Here is a 17,077-nt window from a genome sequence, read left to right as displayed (position 1 = left end):
ACGCATTAAAAAGAGTCTTTAACTCATTTAACACAGGGCGTTAACTTCTTAATTTTCAGCGTATATATGAAGTAAAATGGTAACCACAACTTTATTCTCCGCTCTCTCTTTTTGGATGGGAATTCCATAATCTGATGTAAACAGGGTAGTGGTCCCCACCAATTGGGATGGTTTTCTAATAAATTTGATGGTAATAGGCTTGGAAGTACCTTTTAAAGTCAAAGTTCCCGTAACCGAAAATCCATCTGCGGTCTCTTTTATTTCCGTACTTTCAAAATTGATTTTGGGATAGTCATCTGTATTGAAATACTTTTTGCTCTTTAAATGCCAATCCCTAAGAAAGTTACCGGTTTTAATCGTTTCTGCATCTACAGATCCTTTAAATTGAGAAGAACTGATAGCGGAAAGGTCAATTTTGGATTCCGACTCAAATCCCGATAAACTACCCTCTACATTTTTTGAAATAAAATGAAACGTAACCTTGGCTGAAGTTATGTTCGCGGGGTTCTGGGCAAGGACTAACATATTGCCACTGAACAGTAAAGCTGTGAATATTACTAAAATGGGTTTCATAAATGATGTGGAAATTCTGGTTACCTAAAGATAAGCGATTTAAAATTACCGATAACATGAACCCATTTATCGGTATATGTACAATCTAAACTGCAAACTAGCGGCGTTTTAGACAAATTAGTATCTTTATAACAGAACTAATATGAAGTAATTATGAAAAACCCCCTTTTTATGATCACTGCCTGTATTCTTATGGGCACATGTGGATTATCCGCTCAAGAAATAAAAGAAAAGAAATCCGAACTTACCAAGTACACGGTAATGGAACGATTTGAACCCAAAGTTATGCTGACTTTGGAAGAACGCACCCAACTTAGGGAAGAACGTATGGCGGAGACGCAAAGACGAAAGGAAATATTGGATACGTTAGATATTTCAGAAAGAAAAAGACAACGATTACTTCAAGATTTAATAACGGAACCGTTCTCGAATAGACTATCTAGAACCATGGCCGAAATTGAATTTGAGGACGAAGAATAAAGTATAAACCACCTAAACTTAAGATACTTCCATAGGGCAACCGCCTTTTGGAGGTATTTTTTTGCTGTAAAATTAGTGCTATAAAGTGGCTTTAAATCAGTTGAGCAGTGAATTAACGGCCTTAATTCAAAGTATACCGTTAAAAAAGAATTGAGATCCGATTTTTTGTAGGATGTTCTACTGACACCAAAAAAGCAGATTATTTTGTCTTACCACGTTTACGTTCAGTTAATTAGCTGTTGATAAGTTCTGTATAAAATTACTTCATTTTTCATGTGGCATAGTATAGTAAACAACATAAATTTAGTGTTAAAGTCTGATTATATGTAAGTTAAACACAAAATTGTAGGATTTTTTTTATAACTTAGAGGAACACTCTTTATCTCAACAACCCAAAATCCTGCACCTATGACAACAATTCAACGCCCATTATCAAGTGTAGAAGAAAACGACAAAAACGCCATTGTTGTTCGACTTCAAAGAAATCAAAAAGATTTGGTTCAATTACGAACAAAACTCAATTCGTACCGTTGTGAACCAAAAACCTATTCACTTTATGAACGAATAGAATCGCTGCGAAGTAAAATGGATTCATTAAGCCATTCTAACAGCGAAATTATCTCATCATTAAAGGACACCCGCAAAACGGTGAACGTTCATTTGGAACGTGCAAAGCGACATCTGACCGAGTTTAGAAGACTTAATGATGGAGTGGAAGACTACTTCAATATTTGCACCAGTCATTAACAATTTACTAACCTAAAATCCAATTGATTAGGTTTAATGTAAATGTAAGGTTAAACGTAAGATTTACCGTATTAACAGACCTATTATAGTGTATCTTTGGCGTCGAAAATCAAGAACACTATAGTAGGTTTTTTATGGAACAGATATTGACGGCTACATTTCCAAAACAAGAGGACATTCTGACCAGTGACATACAGCTGCAAAGGTTAGACCGTAACCTAAAGGATATTTCCCAATTATACGCCCAGTTATCTTCATATATAAGTGAACCAAAGACTTACGACCAATTTTTACAGTTGGACGAGCTCAAAGAAGACGCAAAAATCCTAAGGAACAATAACAGAAATATTAGCAGTAAGTTACGCCAAGAACCCAATATGGCCGCGCAATGTTACCGTCTGTTCTTAAACTATCTCATACGGTTTGAGAGTTTTGCGAACAAAGTTGACCGTTACCTGAACACCGTTTAGGCTACTATCCCATTTTTAAAAATGTCTATTGACTGCCTGTAAGAGAAGATCGGCTCGTTTTAGTTTGGACTTTTTAATGTATTGATAGCTGCGGTCTAAATAGTATTGCGCCTTTTTATTACCCGCATGTAATTTTCTGGAACGGTATAAATCTAAAGTGGTCTGCAAATCTTCCGGGGTATAGGTTACACCTGTGTATTGTTGTAAAATCTGAAGGTTAAAAAAACCGTATTCTTCTGTAGGCTCCAACATGGTACCCTCCCCAAAATCGTTCCAAGTGGCCAATTGAATAAAATCTGCCGCTTGGTGATGTGTATAGTTCAAGGTTTCCACAAATGTATTCCCGTTATTATGAGCAATGCTCCAATCATGGGTAAGACCCCAACCGCCTTCTTCATAAAAACTATTAAAGCCTGGGTAACAGCTACCCACCGTAACAAAATTGCTATTTAAATAGGTGTTGTAGTAATACTCATGAGCCAATAAATGGTCTGGTGCTACCCATAGAAATTCTCCGGAGGCATTTGCACCCACATTCTGATTCGCGGCCCAAAGTGTCAAAAAATGTGGTTTCTCGTTTTCAGGAAATATTGAAAATATAGTGTCCCACTCCGTAGCATTTGTTATGGTTCCAGGACCAAAAACAAACATTAGCTTTCTATCATCGTACGTAAAGAAGTTATCCTTTATAAAGTAATTGATTTTGATATAATTGAAATCGTCTTGTGCCGCATCGGTCGTTGATAAATGGATGCCCTGGTCTACCGAAGCTTGGGCTACACGGTCTTCGTACATAATGGAAAAGCTCAGCCCCAGATCATCTAACCGGCCCATGAACGATTCTGTTGCTTGCTTTATCAATTGGTAATCATATACGTCTTTACTCCCGTACCAATCAAAAATGACCCCATCTATACCTGCTAATTTCATCAGAAGCATATGGTATTCCTGTAAATCAGGATCATCAGATGCATAGGGACCGATAATGGGGTAGTAGTAGGAAGCAATTTCCCGTTGACCATTAATATCGATAATTTCGGGGTTTTTGTTGACCATCGTCCAATGTTGTCCCCAATAGCCATTATAATCTTTACTTTGAAACCATGGCATGTAATGAATGTAGACTTTTTTAGGATTCTCCTTTTCTACGACCATACCAGAAATGTCCACGATTCTTCCTGTTTCAATAAGCACTTTAATACTGTCTTCTTCCTGTAAAACTGCTTGTAGTTCAGCATCGGTAAACGTAGTATCTTGAACTACGGAAGGCAAAGCACTATTTTCTGAATGTATTTCTGGGGTATGATCATTGTCTTTCTGACAAGCCTGTATTAAAATTAGGGTCAAAAAAAATAACGTTGGTAATCCGTTTTTTGGTTGTAATCTAAAATTCATGGCGAATCTGTTTTAGTATCCGTTTTATATAACAGATTGTAAATCAGTATATTTAAAAGCTGCGAAATATTCGATAAAATGCTATAAAGGATTGATTTTAATCGTATTACAACGATGTATTCGTATGAATTTCGTTGAACTACACGGACAATGATATTTCAAAAATTTTCACTGGGCTGAGCAATAATTGGCTGAAATAATAGTATTAGTACTGTTACAAAACCAAAATTTATACCCCCATGAGAAAACAAAAATTATTCTTAGGACTGATGCTAGCCACAACCATGTTTATTTCTTGTTCCAGTGATGACAATGATACTGAAGAGGAGATGGAAACCCCGGATTACGCAGAACTTATTCTCGGAGAATGGAACTATGTATCACAAACCTTAAATGGTGAGGATTACCCGTTTGAAGACGAATGTCAGAAAGAGTTTGAATATCAGATTTTCACAAGTGACGGCATATACAACCAAACCGAGTTTGAAAACATTAGCGGCGATGGTTGTGAACAAGTAGAATCATCTACGGGTGTTTGGAGTATTGAAGATTCTATTTTGAACTTAATGCTCGATTATGAAGATAGTGAAAACTATGAGCTAACCATATTGGAATTGACCGAAGAAACTTTAAGTTATCAAATAGATATTGATATTGACGGTGATGAAGAAATTGATGATTACATCGTAACTTTATCCAGAAGAAATTAGTAGGAAAGACTTAGAAAAATAGAGAACAACGAAGCCCCTTGGAAACAAAGGGGCTTTTTTATTTGCAAGAATTACCCAATAGTGGAGTTCTTGAAATATTCTATTTTACATAATATAAATTATGATACAGATTGATATATAAGTATTTAAGGTTCAAACCTTTAGCTGTAAGTCATAATTCTATTATGTAAAATATCCCTCACGTTTATAGCTTTTATGAGAGTTACTAACAGGGTCATCAACCTGTTTAATTTACGTAGCTTCAAATTTTTCACACAGAATAAAATGTATTCGTAACTTCCAAATTCGTCAACCCTGTCAACAAACCTTTCGTCTGTACTCATAATTTGCCGTTATGTAAAATAGCCACTACCAAGCGCTCGATTGCTTTTTAAAAATTTAAATTCCTTATATGGCATTTATTTTTAAACACAATTATCCAACGCTTGGCCAGCGCCAAAAAAAGCAAAACCTTTTAGGTTTTTTGGAATATGCGATTTATAAGAAACTATCTGCCAATAAATTTTTCAAGAGATTCTCGGCAGATTGCCGCAACACCACAAAATTTTAGAAATAAAAATTTCTGTGCACTTGCTACCACTATCCTTTGTTTGAATCTTTTCTTTTGGTGTTTCTAATATTATATAAAATAGAATTATGACATAGTTCGAATAACTATTTACTTCTATCTTTTACTATTTGAATACCAATTTAAATACCAAATAATCTTGGGTCAAATTTAAATGGTTCTACTTTTTTTACTTTAACCTTGGAAAAATCTTTGTGTAGAGGATTTATAAGAATATTTGAATCTCCGGGAACAACTACTGATGGTGCTCTTAACACTAATCCTTTTAGGCCTAATAAGAAATCATCTCCCATATACTGAGTTATTGGAGAAGGCGGATTCGTTCGCCAATCAAAACCTGCTAATAATTTGAGATTAACTTCAAGAATTTTAGTATCTGGAACACTAATAGAGATTAGAAAATAGTCTGTTGGTAGTATCCCATAATCAACATGAACTGCAACTTCTGCCATAGCCAATGCTCTCGATGAGGCGGTATACAACATTTTGTTCCCTTTGTTATTCCATCTACCTCCATAGAGTTCTGCCCCTGTACCAGATAAATCATCTTTATATTTACCTTTTGAAATACGGTATACTATCATGCGAAGATACCGTGTTCAATTCGGCCAATGGCATCCTTAACCATACCAAAACCAACGGACGTATCAAGTAAGTTTTTGGGAATTACACCCCCTAAACCTATATTTTCTCGAATCAACCATGCATTAAAATTCGTAGTACTTCCAAAAACTTGTTCTCCGAATAACATCAATTGCTGAATCTCAATAATTTTTTCAGTTTGGGTGGGAGAAAATGTTTTATTGTCCTTTTTATATCTATCTAACGTTCTTGTTGTAGTATCTAAAATAACTGCCCAATCAGCTTCAACTAAAGGGGCTCTCTTGGCAACAACTTGAAATGTACTATAATTAATTCCTTCACGTATTACGGAAACCAACTCGTATCCTCGAGAATCATCATTCCAGTCAAAAGATACATAGGCTATTTCTTTTTTGACATTTTTAAATGTTACTTTAGGTTGAACAAGCATTGCTGTTGCTTCAGATTCTGAATAATCATACTTTTTTACCATGTCTAACCATTCAGAAATACTAGGTACCTTTGAAGTTGCGTCGCTTTTATCTTTTCTCTTTATAGTCATAATTTTGGATTCAGTTATTCAATTTACATAAAAATATTGACAAATGTCAAATATATAACGACAATTGTCTTAAGTTGTTGTTAAAATGCTCAAATCATGGTTTAAATTAAAAGTGCTCCTGTCCAAATAGGACTATAATTATGATTAAAATTTACTGTAGGTAAAAATGTTCTTTCTTTTTTTCTTGATAAAAAAAGAAACAAAAAAAATCAAGAATAACAGAGAACTTTGGAAACAATGTACGGGTCGGTAGCTAAATTTTAGGATCCATTGTAACACCAAAGACTGCTTTACTGTTAAAGAACCTGTTCAAATGTCGAGAAAAATTGTGACCAGCCCCCTAAAATTCTTAATGCTCCTCTCCCCTATTGTTTTACCAAAATTCTCTTAGAGCGATTACCCTCTCGACAACCAAGAAACCCTTAGGTTACTTTTTGATTATTTTTCTAGTGTACGTCTCGTTAGAAGTTTCGATTTTTAAGGAATACATTCCTGAGGAAAAACCGTCCATGTTGACTTTAACAATGCCGTTCACGGTTTTGACAGTTTTTCCCATGATTTGTCTTCCCCTCGATGTATATAGGGACAATTGGACATCCTTTATTGAAGAATCTTTTAGAATGATAGTTACATCACCTTTTTCAACAGGGTTGGGATAGACAGACAATCCAAGATGGGAAAAAAATATTTCTTCATAAACACTTTGACATTCCTTGTCCGTGCTTACGGTCAAATTATTTTCGATTTCCGATACTGGCAGGTGGATTTGGTTATCATCGGTGGTGTATATTGTGCCATTTAAATTTACTTCATAAATGATTCCTCCACTTAACTGTAAAACAACCGACTTACCAGAATCATCCATTTTGGAACTTACGGACAACAATTCAGGTTCGGTAATCTCAACAGAAAAGCATTGTTCAAAATCAGAATGTTCGGTAATTGTGATACAAATATCATAGGTTCCTGCAACTAAATTCTCAAAGTTCGCGAAATCGCCGAACGACTTTGATTCGTTAATCGAATTTCCCGTTAGGATTACATTATAGTTATATGGCAAAATTGCGCTAATATTAATACTTCCGTTATTGGCGTCGGGGCAAGATGCACCCGTAGTTTGGATGGTAAAATTATCATTTGGCAAAGAGAATACGAAACACCCATAGGTATCCACCGAACTTCCCAAAGGAGTTTCTGAACATTGGTCGTTTTCATTAGAAATACCGTCTCCATCAATGTCATCATCGCAAGAATCGCCAAGACCATCATTATCAAAATCAGGACTATTTGGTTCTGAAATGATTACCGGAACAGTTTGGTTGCAACCCATTGCATCTTTAGCAAAAACGTTATATGTTGCAGGTATCAGGTTGCTAAAATTGTTGTTCGTTGTATAGTTTGTGCCATCTAAACTGAATTGATAAGGCGCTGAACCGCCGTTGGCATCTACCTCAATACTTCCATTGTTTGCCCCTTTGCAGCTTACATTAGTTTTAATAGATGTAACTTGCAGTTCCCCAGGCTCGATTATTGTAAGGGTATTTGAGAAACTTTCATGTGGAGTATCATCAATTACTTTAACCATATAATTACCCGGAGCAAGATTTTCAAAAATGTTGCTAGATTGAGCTGGAATGAGGACGTTTGAACTATCATCCAACAATTCATATAAATATGGCGATTTACCACCACCTGCATCGGTTTGGATAACGGCATCATTAGAACCGTTACAGGAAACTGGAGAGATTAATGTTGAATTGGCGCCTAGTTCTTCCACACTATCGCAGGCATCACCAACGCCATCGCCATTTGAATCTTCTTGTAAAGGATTTGACGTAGTTGGACAATTATCATTCTCATTTAAAATATCATCACCGTCAATATCCTCATCACAGGCATCGTCTATTCCATCGCCATCTAAATCCGTCAGGTTTTCTTTTTCACCAACGGTTACCTGCCGATAAACAGTGCAGCCATTACCGTTCAACACTGCAATAACATGATTTCCTTCTGAAAGCCCATCAATTATATTAGATGATTGAAAACCTTGACCACTGAGACCATAACTATAAGGTCCATCGTCCCCTGTTGCCGTTATTTCAACAATACCATCAGCGGCACCATTGCAGCTAACACCCGTTACACTTGTTGTTACTTCAAAAATTTCAGGATTTTCAATATTTATGTAAGCGATGTGTTCATCACCATAATCATCAATTACTTTGGTGGTGTAAAATCCAGCTTTTATGTTTTCAAATAAATTGCTGGCCTGAGTGGTTGTTGGGTTTCCATAAGCATCCAACAATTGATAGAGGTATGGTTCTTTCCCACCTGTTGCCTGAACTTGGATAATACCATCACTTTGATATGGGCAAGAAATAGGTTGATATTCTACTATCATGGAACCCAAGGGTAGTGGATCTTCAATAAATTCTGTAATTGCAATGTTTGTAATTATGGGTGGGTTAAAATCAAAATGAATGTTGGCTAGACTTTCAACCTTATCGCCCACTGATACATTGTTTTTTGGTTTTATTTTGAAGGAAATGTAACCATGACTTTCAGGTTCGTTGGACAAACTATCGGGTAGAAAAATATTTTTAAAGAAAAATTCAACATCCTTGCCATTTGTTATGGTGGTAGTATTTTCATGGCTTGAGGATATGGGCGTAAATGTTTCCCAATCCAAATTTGCATCAAGTTCATGATTTACCTTAACATTTATTGCAGAAGCCGTACCGGTGTTTTGAAATCGAATGAGATAGTTTAAGTATTCATCAGAATCTTTCATAAAAATGGAATCACCTTCTATGATTCTAATATCATTAGGATCGTAGGAGCCAATAACAATTTCACGAAGTGTAAAATCATTATTTACCCATGTGGCATCACCATTTTTAGGATCAATACTGGCTTTGAATGTCAAAACATCGAATAGGTTGACCTCAGGAATTGTAGGTATGTTAAAATCCAAAACGACTTTTCTAGACTCCAATGGACGTAGTTGATTGTATAGAATAGTTAGAGTGTTTTGCGTTTGGGTTTCAATGGTTGTATCCGCTCCCAAAAATTGTAGTCGATCATCAAATTCAAAGTCTACAGATCCGTCTAGAATTGTTGTTCCGGCGTTTGCATAAATCAGTTCGTAAGAAACATCAAAACCAGGTCTTGGTTCGTTTAGCGGCACGATATTGACATTTAAATCATTTATGGTTTGGGTTTTTGTAAAGCAAAAGCCAATATTCTCCGTATTTCCTATACCTGTGAAATTAACCGTTCGACTTGTCGGATTAGGAGAAAACCAACCATTGTAGTAGGGTTCAACCGAAACTTCATAATTTCCTTCCTCTACAAAGAGTTGATAATAACCATTGCTCAAAGTATATGTCACGTAACTATGAACACCATTGGTGGCGATAACTTTATACTGTTCAATAGGTGTATCCGATGGACTACATCCGTTTTCATCAAAGTCTAGTTGCACCCTACCCTCTATTTCGTTTTTCTGCGGGCCTAAATTTTTGTGAAGTACTATGGAAGTATCATCTCGATAAAAACCGCTGTTTGCATGCACCGTAAGCATGTCATTAAGACCATCTCCGTTTACATCCCCAAAAGCAACAGCTTTTGGATGCTGGAACCTAATATTGTTTCCCCAGGTTTCATCTGTAAAGGATTCAATGAAATGATTTTGCATAAGCCCAAAATTGCCCAAGCCATCAAGATTTTCAAACCATGCATATCCGTAATCATAGGTGGTTTCTCCATTTTGAAAATCATACTTTTTGGTACTTCCATAAATATCTAAATCGCCATCACCATCTATATCAATAGCAACCGTGTTTTTAAATTCTGAAACGGCTTCATTCTCCGAAGCCTCAATATTTATTGAACTAAAATTTCCGATACCATCGTTTTTAAGCCAACCTATATTTCTGCCAGTTTTAAAAAGAATGTCCAAATCACCATCATTATCAATGTCTGGAGCTGTTAGGTTATATAATCTTGAATTAACACCGTAATAGGCACCAATATCGGATATGACAACATTGCCATCATTAAAGTTTCCCTGGCCATCTAAGTTTTCATACCATAAAAGCCTTTCATAGTTTAGGGAGCTAGGACTATCTGAAACTTCAACAATAGCCATCACATCTAAGTCGCCATCACCATCAAAATCTTCCAACAGTATGTTTGAATTGGAAATCATACTATCATCTATGATAATTTCTGAAATATTGTCTGGCGAATCAAAACCATCCGTGCTTTTTAACCAAGTAATTTCTATTGACGTATTACCACTATTCTGACCGCTAGCAGCCAACACATCAATATTCAAATCACCATCTATATCACCAACTGCGATCTTATAATATCGGGAAGAGGGCTTTTGAAATATAGTGTTTTGTTCAGAAAAACTATCAGAACCAGTTATGTTTTCGTACCAGAAAATAGTAGATCCGTTGACAAAGGGAGCTATCAAGTCTTTATCCCCATCTAAATCTAAATCTTCAAATAATAATGGATATCCACTAGTAAATTGAACTATTTCTTTTGAAGCGCCGAATGTGCCATTTCCATCAATATTTTCAAACCACACAACTGGTTTAAAATTGTCATTTTTTGAAGTAACTAAAATATCTAAATCTCCATCTGAATCAATATCTTCCAAGAAAGCACTGTGAAAATTTGTGCCAAAACTCTCCTTATTAAACAAAAGACCATCTTGAAATCCTATTTGTGCAGACAAGCTGAATGATATGAAAAAAAATAGAAGCGAAAACAGCAGGTTCTTCATAAGATTCGGGGTATTAAAATTTGGTATGTGTCAGGTAGGTTAATTGGCTTATTCTATGAAAACGAAAATGTTAAAAGTTTATTTTAAACCATTTAATCGCAGAGCGGCAATCTAAGTGGTAGTTTAAATACTAGAAGAGTTGTGAGAGGGGTATAGTAGCCATGATTCTATCACTAATATTATATCAAAAAGCCTGGTTCTAATTTTATCGAACAAGTATATCGGCTTATTGAGGGCGATGTACATTCGATAAGTTATAAGAAAAAAATCAAGAAACATTTGGACGACTGTAAGCAACTGATCCAAAAAATGAACGACGGCGACTTCGAGGATTATGAATATGGCAAAGGCGCAGAATTGGTTTTGTAAGCATTCAACCTCAATAATACATCCTAAAATCCAGTACTTTACAGGCATTATAATGTCTTTGGTGCAACTCTTCTACTACTTCCAGCATATCATCGTCTTCTTTAAATAGATTAAAGAACGCCTTGTCCAGATTTGAGCTACTTACGCCTTTAAATTCGTTTCCGTAGCCAGAAACCGCTTTTGCATTGGTAATATCCAAGAAATATTGTGCTTCTTCCTCATCTAAATTCAAAATTTTCGCGTTTGAAAAATGTAAAATCTTTCCTTTTAATTTTCCTTCAAAAATTTCCGCGATTTCCTGTAAACTGTAGTAGTAATCATTTAAGCAAATGCTATTGGGCTCCCCTGCCATAACAAGGTAGATGATTTCATAATCCTTAAAATTATGATCATCGAGCACTAATGCATTTAAGCTGTCTTCTAACCCTTCAATGGTGTCGCATGTTTTATAAATACTGGCAATACCATAATTCATGGCCAATTGCTCCAAATCTATTTGCGCTTGGGTAACCTTGTCTGTCGCTATCTCGTCCACCCCTTCTAAACAGTAGATGAAGTAGTCTTCATCTGTTAATTGTTCTTGGGGTAACTGATTTCTTTTTTCTAACAAGTCTTTGAGTTTAAAGATGATGAATGAAATACAAAATTAAAGTAACTGGACTATTATTTTGAGCGTTTTTAAATTATTTTCTATACCGCGTGCCATTGTTTCAAATACAAATGAATTCATTTGTATTAGTCGCTAATTGCACATTTATGACGGATACTGCAATCAGTTTGACTTCTAACGCCAATACCAAACCTATTCATTGCTTACCTGAATCAATCTATTTTATGCAAATACTCTATCCAATACTCATGTAAACGAAGTACTTACCGCAATATCTTAACATTTTTTAAGTTAAATACAAGCCATTTGGTTACCAAAAAAATAACATCCAACCAACTAATTTTAACTGAACCACCTTCCCCATGAAATACCTACTTACCCTAGTTGCCTTATTTGCAGTTCTCATTTCTTGTACTAATGACGACCATGAATTAGAAAAGGTCTCTATAGACCCAATTAAAAATGATACTATCGTTGTTGATACCACAAATGCGGATATCATAGCGAGTACCGACCTAGAATTTGCAGCAAAAAATTTCGGAAACGAACTAAGCGGTAATTTTATGGGTAAAATCACTGATATTGCCGGAACACCCTTAGAAAATGTCAAAATTACAATAGGAACTCAAACTACTTTAACGGATGTTTATGGTGTTTTTAGCTTAAATGAGGTTGCTGTACATGAGAAATTCGCATTTATTAAAGCTGAAAAAGAAACCTATATTTTAGGTTCTAGGACTATAGTTCCTTCTTCCCATGGTAGTAATATTGTAAACATAACCCTCCTTAAAAGGAATAGCATTGAGACGATAAATACCGGGGAAACATCAGAAGTGAGTTTACCAAATGGAGCCAAGATAAATTTTGGCGGTAGTTTTATTGATGCTTCTGGCTCTGAATATTCAGGAAAAGTTCAGGTTTCCATGCACTATTTGGAACCCAACCAAACGACTACATTTTCTCAAATGCCAGGTTCTCTGTTTGGTAAAAGAGAAAACAATGAGCCCTCCGTTATGGAAACTTATGGTATGTTAGCCATTGACTTATACGCTCCTACTGGAGAACTTTTAAATATATCAGAAGATACTCCTGCGGAATTACATTTTCCTGTTTCTACATCAACGCCAAATGCGCCTTCAACCATACCTCTTTGGTATTTTGATGAAACGGTCGGATATTGGAAAGAACAGGGAGTTGCCACAATTATGGATGGGATGTATGTTGCAGAAGTAACACATTTTACTTGGTGGAACTGTGATTTACCTATCAGCTCTGTTAGGGCATGTTTTGAATTGAAAAAAGACGTTGTTTTACCCAACACCCGTTTTAAGATTACAACATCATCAGATGACCAGCTTATATATACCGGTACTACAGACGAGCAGGGTTTAAACTGTGGTTTATTTCCGAAGAATGAAAAACTTACCATTACCCTTTTAGGAGATTGTGATACTGAAAAAACCGAAGCTTCTCTTGAATTTGGACCTTTTTCAGAGGATAGCCCATCTATTTCCATTAATGTTACCGAGTTGGCGGACTCCGCTATTACTACTTTGAGCAGTACTGTAACTAATTGTAGTAATGCACCTTTAACGAATGGATATGCTCTTTTGTATTCCACCAATAACAGCAATGATTCCAAAATTCTCCCCATACATAATGGTGAAATTGAACAACAGCTTGTGTATTGTAAAGAAAGGGACTATAACATGGTTGTAATAGACTTGGATACCAATGAAGTTTCTGATGAAATCACCCTAACTATTATTGAAAATGGTATTACCAATTTAGGACAATTACAAACGTGTCCTGGTGAAGCAAGCACTGTTTTTGAGGGGTCTATAACTTTAACTACCCAAGAAGAAGTAAATGCTTTTGGAGCTTTTGGATATATTGAGATTACCGGAGATATTAAACTGGATGGAAAAGAACACATTTTTTCTTTAGAAAGTTTAGCAACCTTAACAACTATTGGAGGAAACTTGTATTTAAAAACTGGAGTTCAGAACTTAATAGGTTTAGAAAAACTAGAAACCGTGGGTGGTGATTTTTCCATACTTCAAAACTCAAATCTTACTACTCTAAGGGCTCTTGAAAATTTAACTTCCGTGGGTGGTCTTTTATGGATTGACATTAACACAAATCTAACCACATTAACTGGTTTAGAAAGCCTAACTTCTGCCGGTAGTATTGTAATTAATAGTAATCAGAACCTTACCGCGTTAACGGGGTTAGAAAATTTGACCACTATTGATAAAAACTTATATGTCACTAACCATCAGAATTTAACTAACCTCCAAGGTTTACAGAATATAACATCAGTTGGGCTTGATTTAACTATTCAAAGTAATGATAAGCTATCGACAATTGTCGGATTAGAAAGCCTTAATTCCGTTGGAAGAAATTTTAGAATTCATGGCAACCCGTTACTTCCGACACTAACAGGTTTAGAAAATCTAAATTCAATTGGTGACATACTATTTATTGGTACTAGTTTTCGTCCTAACTCAAGTTTATCTAATTTTTGTGCTTTAAACAATTTAATTACCAATGGCACCCACGGTGAAGTTAGAATTTCAGATAACCAATACAACCCAACCTATAATGACCTTTATAATGGCGATTGTGAGGAACAGGCTCAAAGTGGCGGGATTTATGAAGGCTCTATTACGCTGACTACCCAAGCTGAAGTAGAAAATTTTGGAACCATTGGTTATACGGAAGTTACGGGTGATGTAATTATAGAGGATAGTGCTACGCCAACCATTACTACACTTGCAAGCTTAGATTATTTGACGAAAATTGGAGGGTCTTTGACAATTTCCAAAACCGCCATAACCAATTTACAAGGTTTGCAAAACCTTTCTTTCATTGGGAACCGTTTAACCATTTCAAACAACAACAACCTTAACGTGCTTACTGGATTGGATAATGTTACATCTATTGGAGGACATTACGTAACTATCACCAATAACGATGCACTAACTTCGTTGACAGGACTAGAAAATATAACTGAAATCCACGGCGAGTTGAGGGTTTCTTATAATAATATTACTACGCTTGCAGGTCTAGATAATATTACATCAATTGAACTTGCCCTAGTCATTACTCAAAATAGAAATCTTACCTCGTTAAGCGGGTTAGATAATCTTACTTCTATTGGTCATGGCCTTGTTTTATCAGGTAGTGCCTATAATACCGTTGGTCTGCAAATAGGGGCTAATCCTGAACTTACTACATTTAGTGGTCTAGACAATGTTACCGCCATAAAAGGTGATTTAGAAATTAGAAATAATGCAAAACTCATCTCTCTTGAAGGGTTAGAAAATATAACTGAGATTCAAGGTCACTTAAGTATTTCCAAAAACAGTCAACTTACCTCTGTAAAGGGTTTGAATAATACTACCTCGGTCCTATACAATGTGGCTATTTGGAACAATTCACGGCTTAACTCTATTATGGATTTGGAAAATATCACTACAATTGGCGCTGCTTTATCACTGCATGAAAACGGAATTACCTCATTAAATGGTTTAGAAAAACTTATCTCCGTAGGTGACAAAATTACAATTGGTGCATCGTATGATGAAGATTTTAACTTGATATATGGCGGAAACTATTCATTAACTGATTTTTGTAGTATAACAAACTTAATTAAGAATGGAACATATACTGAGGTTTTGATTGAGCAAAATGCATATAACCCCACTACTGGTGATATTTATTCTGGTAATTGCTCACAGTAGAAAAGGTGAGAACTATATCTAAAAACTTAACAAACTGTTTTTCCCGATAACCGAGATTAAACGCTCCGAGGCTTGCCTCGAAATCAAGGTGCATTTCTTTTAATGCCTCGCGGGTTTGCCCCGAGGTAGTTTACTTCGTTTTAGGTGAGATTTTTTTGCCCTTACTGTTTAAAATCTGAAAATAACTGTATTTAAATGTAATAGTTTCTATTAGTATTCTAGTGTCTTGCGCATGAAGCTCTTCAATATTCCAGCCTACAGGCAAAGCTTGCTCAATATCCCAAGCGCTAATAGTCTCATGTTTAGCATCTAACAACCTAATAGTGAAATTTTCATGGAGATATTTTTTATTATTGATAGTATCCATACACCAGGCAAGCAGTTTAGAGTTTGGTTCGTAAGCTCGCTTTAAAACAATGTCTTGAAACTGAGCTATGGGCTCTTTACGCATCTCATCTTTTACAAGCTTTACGCTAAGTCCGTCTACAGATTGAAATTTATGGTCTAAACCATATTCCTTACTATGGAAATCCACAGCAAAGTGTGTGTTTAACGGCGGATATTTATTTACAATAGCCATTATGTATGTTCAATACTTAAACCTTCATGAGCAAGCTCTAAACTCTCAATAGCTATTTCGCTATTCGTGCTATGCAGGTTTGTAGATTTAAGGGCTACGGGCCATGCCGATTTTACAAGCCATACTACTACGGGTTCATGACTTTCATTTAAAAGCGAGATGGTAATATCTCGTTTTTCTACAATATTCAATTGGGTGGTATTTAGCCATTCATAGTACTCGTTATCCGATTTAAAAACACCTCTCTTTAATATAATATTAGAATAACGACGTAAACCAGGGATTTTTATTGGAGCATATTCCGGACTAGCACCTTCACGGTATTCAAGAACCTCTTGTTCAATATCCAACCCAGTGACCTCTGTAAAACCGATTCGAGTACCTCCCCAATCAACTTTAAAATGAAAATTAACTAATAGATTTTCTGCCATAATTATTGTTTTAAGTTCTAATTAGCTTTTATAGGAATCTTTACATAATGGCTAGACAACAAAGAGATAGAAAATGGATTCCTGTTCTCGCCTATATAAAATCTATAAACCCCAGAAAATGAGTACATCAAAAATAAGCTTAACCTTTTCTTCTTAAATGAAATATGTATGTGTGGATTGAATTAGTGTATATATTGAACTTTGTAGCTAAATTCATTATACAACATTAACTTTCCTCCCCCATTAGAGCTAATGCAGATTTTCTTAAATGTAGAACAGCATAAAAATTAGAATTCTCTAACTTTTGCCCTCCTCCTACACTTAGGTAACGGTCATAACCCAATAATCAGATTCCATTTTCTTAAACGATGATTTTATGGAGCGAAAAGATAGCGGGCTTGATCCAGCAATTCAGCTTTTACAATAGGAAGCGGA

The 17,077-nt window shown here is 35.6% G+C and carries 13 protein-coding genes; 5 read left to right on the top strand and 8 right to left on the bottom strand.

The window, feature by feature from the left end; all coding sequences use genetic code 11:
* Positions 1-48: 48 nt before the first annotated feature.
* A complete protein-coding gene (locus tag P0077_RS19000; protein ID WP_276166773.1) occupies positions 49-573 on the bottom strand; it encodes a YceI family protein in 525 nt (174 codons plus the stop codon).
* Positions 574-726: 153 nt separating this feature from the next.
* Between P0077_RS19000 and P0077_RS18995 the strand changes: the two genes are divergently transcribed.
* The 3 genes from P0077_RS18995 to P0077_RS18985 all read left to right on the top strand — a co-directional run bounded on the left by P0077_RS18995 (position 727) and on the right by P0077_RS18985 (position 2,270).
* Positions 727-1,053, top strand: coding sequence for a hypothetical protein (locus P0077_RS18995; protein ID WP_276166772.1), 327 nt, complete (start codon positions 727-729; stop codon positions 1,051-1,053).
* 408 nt (positions 1,054-1,461) lie between these two features.
* Positions 1,462-1,800 (top strand): hypothetical protein, encoded by a 339-nt coding sequence (locus P0077_RS18990; RefSeq protein WP_276166771.1) that lies wholly within the window; start codon positions 1,462-1,464, stop codon positions 1,798-1,800.
* Between the two features lie 134 nt (positions 1,801-1,934).
* Positions 1,935-2,270 (top strand): hypothetical protein, encoded by a 336-nt coding sequence (locus tag P0077_RS18985; RefSeq protein WP_276166770.1) that lies wholly within the window; start codon positions 1,935-1,937, stop codon positions 2,268-2,270.
* A gap of 15 nt (positions 2,271-2,285) precedes the next feature.
* On the opposite strand, the gene P0077_RS18980 is transcribed toward P0077_RS18985, so the two are convergent.
* The gene (locus P0077_RS18980) at positions 2,286-3,665 is read right to left on the bottom strand and encodes a glycoside hydrolase family 99 protein (RefSeq protein ID WP_276166769.1); all 1,380 of its coding nucleotides are present in this window, start codon (positions 3,663-3,665) and stop codon (positions 2,286-2,288) included.
* A gap of 239 nt (positions 3,666-3,904) precedes the next feature.
* On the opposite strand from P0077_RS18980, the gene P0077_RS18975 reads away from it, so the two are divergent.
* Complete coding sequence (locus tag P0077_RS18975) at positions 3,905-4,375, top strand: lipocalin-like domain-containing protein (RefSeq protein ID WP_276166768.1); 471 nt, start codon at positions 3,905-3,907, stop codon at positions 4,373-4,375.
* 711 nt (positions 4,376-5,086) lie between these two features.
* On the opposite strand, the gene P0077_RS18970 is transcribed toward P0077_RS18975, so the two are convergent.
* The 4 genes from P0077_RS18970 to P0077_RS18955 form a co-directional block, all read right to left on the bottom strand.
* A complete protein-coding gene (locus tag P0077_RS18970; RefSeq protein ID WP_276166767.1) occupies positions 5,087-5,548 on the bottom strand; it encodes an RES family NAD+ phosphorylase in 462 nt (153 codons plus the stop codon).
* Positions 5,545-6,108 (bottom strand): Xre family toxin-antitoxin system antitoxin, encoded by a 564-nt coding sequence (locus P0077_RS18965; RefSeq protein ID WP_276166766.1) that lies wholly within the window; start codon positions 6,106-6,108, stop codon positions 5,545-5,547. Before P0077_RS18965 ends, P0077_RS18970 begins: the two co-directional genes overlap by 4 nt.
* Positions 6,109-6,535: 427 nt before the next feature.
* Positions 6,536-10,906, bottom strand: coding sequence for a DUF7619 domain-containing protein (locus tag P0077_RS18960; RefSeq protein ID WP_276166765.1), 4,371 nt, complete (start codon positions 10,904-10,906; stop codon positions 6,536-6,538).
* A 379-nt stretch (positions 10,907-11,285) separates the two neighbouring features.
* On the bottom strand, positions 11,286-11,885 hold the full coding sequence (locus tag P0077_RS18955; protein ID WP_276166764.1) for a DUF6642 family protein: 600 nt from the start codon (positions 11,883-11,885) through the stop codon (positions 11,286-11,288).
* A 362-nt stretch (positions 11,886-12,247) separates the two neighbouring features.
* Here P0077_RS18955 and P0077_RS18950 point away from each other — a divergent pair, with 362 nt between their 5' ends.
* Positions 12,248-15,631: a receptor L domain-containing protein gene (locus P0077_RS18950; RefSeq protein ID WP_276166763.1), complete on the top strand. Its 3,384-nt coding sequence runs from the start codon at positions 12,248-12,250 to the stop codon at positions 15,629-15,631.
* Between the two features lie 130 nt (positions 15,632-15,761).
* Here the strand turns inward: P0077_RS18950 and P0077_RS18945 are convergent, their stop codons facing one another.
* Positions 15,762-16,211 (bottom strand): phage tail protein, encoded by a 450-nt coding sequence (locus P0077_RS18945; protein ID WP_276166762.1) that lies wholly within the window; start codon positions 16,209-16,211, stop codon positions 15,762-15,764.
* Complete coding sequence (locus tag P0077_RS18940) at positions 16,211-16,642, bottom strand: phage tail protein (protein ID WP_276166761.1); 432 nt, start codon at positions 16,640-16,642, stop codon at positions 16,211-16,213. The genes P0077_RS18945 and P0077_RS18940 overlap by 1 nt, the downstream gene beginning before the upstream one ends.
* Positions 16,643-17,077 lie beyond the last annotated feature (435 nt).

This window comes from Zobellia alginiliquefaciens (assembly GCF_029323795.1).
Taxonomy (GTDB): Bacteria; Bacteroidota; Bacteroidia; order Flavobacteriales; family Flavobacteriaceae; genus Zobellia; species Zobellia alginiliquefaciens.
This window is presented reverse-complemented; position numbering and strand designations above follow the sequence as displayed.

What these genes read in the sequence shown, in the direction of transcription:
- P0077_RS18950 (WP_276166763.1), top strand. Translation starts at nt 12,248, where the DNA reads ATGAAATACCTACTTACCCTAGTTGCCTTATTTGCAGTTCTCATTTCT.
- P0077_RS18970 (WP_276166767.1), bottom strand. Translation starts at nt 5,548, where the DNA reads ATGATAGTATACCGTATTTCAAAAGGTAAATATAAAGATGATTTATCT.
- P0077_RS18960 (WP_276166765.1), bottom strand. Translation starts at nt 10,906, where the DNA reads ATGAAGAACCTGCTGTTTTCGCTTCTATTTTTTTTCATATCATTCAGC.
- P0077_RS18945 (WP_276166762.1), bottom strand. Translation starts at nt 16,211, where the DNA reads ATGGCTATTGTAAATAAATATCCGCCGTTAAACACACACTTTGCTGTG.
- P0077_RS18940 (WP_276166761.1), bottom strand. Translation starts at nt 16,642, where the DNA reads ATGGCAGAAAATCTATTAGTTAATTTTCATTTTAAAGTTGATTGGGGA.
- P0077_RS18980 (WP_276166769.1), bottom strand. Translation starts at nt 3,665, where the DNA reads ATGAATTTTAGATTACAACCAAAAAACGGATTACCAACGTTATTTTTT.
- P0077_RS18975 (WP_276166768.1), top strand. Translation starts at nt 3,905, where the DNA reads ATGAGAAAACAAAAATTATTCTTAGGACTGATGCTAGCCACAACCATG.
- P0077_RS18965 (WP_276166766.1), bottom strand. Translation starts at nt 6,108, where the DNA reads ATGACTATAAAGAGAAAAGATAAAAGCGACGCAACTTCAAAGGTACCT.
- P0077_RS19000 (WP_276166773.1), bottom strand. Translation starts at nt 573, where the DNA reads ATGAAACCCATTTTAGTAATATTCACAGCTTTACTGTTCAGTGGCAAT.
- P0077_RS18985 (WP_276166770.1), top strand. Translation starts at nt 1,935, where the DNA reads ATGGAACAGATATTGACGGCTACATTTCCAAAACAAGAGGACATTCTG.
- P0077_RS18990 (WP_276166771.1), top strand. Translation starts at nt 1,462, where the DNA reads ATGACAACAATTCAACGCCCATTATCAAGTGTAGAAGAAAACGACAAA.
- P0077_RS18995 (WP_276166772.1), top strand. Translation starts at nt 727, where the DNA reads ATGAAAAACCCCCTTTTTATGATCACTGCCTGTATTCTTATGGGCACA.